At 43.4% G+C, this 1,252-nt stretch carries 2 protein-coding genes; both read right to left on the reverse strand.

Annotated features, from left to right (window positions below):
- On the reverse strand, positions 1-632 hold a 632-nt coding region (locus tag R7F07_RS25005), incomplete at its 3' end, for a BCCT family transporter (protein WP_318110638.1).
- A gap of 384 nt (positions 633-1,016) precedes the next feature.
- A partial coding sequence (locus R7F07_RS25010; RefSeq protein ID WP_318110639.1) for an outer membrane beta-barrel protein occupies positions 1,017-1,252 on the reverse strand: 236 nt, incomplete at its 5' end.

A 1,252-nucleotide genomic window follows, 5' to 3' on the forward strand; every position in this document is an offset into this window, starting at 1 on the left:
AACCAGCCCCATGCACGGTCACCAAAAATTGGGTAAAACGCCGCACGCAATGAAAGTGGTAAACCTTTATTAAAAGCGAAAAAAGCAAGCGCCAACGCAACAAGGGCGTAAATACTCCAACCGTGAACACCCCAGTGGAACATGGTCGCGCCCATCGCGAGTGATTTAGCATCAGCTGAATACGCTTCTGAGTTTAGCGGCGTACCCCACCAATCCGTGAAATAGGCCGTTGGCTCAGCCACACTCCAAAAGAGGAGACCAATACCCATACCTGCAGCAAACAGCATTGATAGCCATGAAACGGTTGAATGATCCGGCGTCGCCTCTTTACCGCCTAAGCGAATCTTACCTAATGGCGAGAAAAGCAGAGCAACAGCGAACAATAAGAAGAAATTGGTAGACCACATAAAGAATGCATCAAACTGTTCAATAATTCCGTTTTTGATCCCGTTTAATGCATCGCGAGCGGTGACTGGCTCGACAAGAAGAAGTGAAATAAGACAGAAAACAACGAGACCAGCACTGATGCCGAATACGGGATTGTGTATATCGAAGCCCCATTTTTGAACGTTGTCTTGGCCAACCTGATAGTCTGTTGTGTCGATACTATATTTTTTAAATGCATTATCCATAAATACAAATTTAACGTAATTTGAAACGCTTCTCAGGGGAGAAGAACTCCAATACCGCCCTCCATTAATTTGAACTCTAAACTTTAAAAACGATGCGAAGTTTATCACCAATCACAAATTTATGCAAAAATGACACTTTTATTGCATATTTACAGCAAACAAACGCCAAACAAGTGTCTTCAACCCACAAGAATAAACTACGACATCTAACTATTTTTCAGAATTGGAATACACAGAGGAAAACCGTCGTTCAACAAGGTCAAACGGTATTCAGAACAAAAGAAATGACCTCGCACATAAGTGCGAGACCATTTTGAGATAGGTGGAGTTTTTCAACCAACTGTGAAGGGTGAGGTGGATAAAGAAGATCGGGAAGTTTGCGGTTTACAAGAAATGGAAAGTCACGTTGCCCGTAAAGCTGCTTAGGTTATCGCTGTCCCCATTGATATCCACGCCACATGATTGGTACCTTGCACCAACAGAGATATTGTCTAACAAGAAATATTCCGCGCCGACGCCATACATGTAAGACACGCCATCATCTTTGCTGACCGAGCTTAATCCGCCATTGTAATCGACATTGAATGCATTAATGCCGCCTTTGGCATACACATGTAGCG

This window comes from Vibrio sp. YT-16, assembly GCF_033337405.1.
Lineage (GTDB): Bacteria > Pseudomonadota > Gammaproteobacteria > Enterobacterales > Vibrionaceae > Vibrio > Vibrio alginolyticus.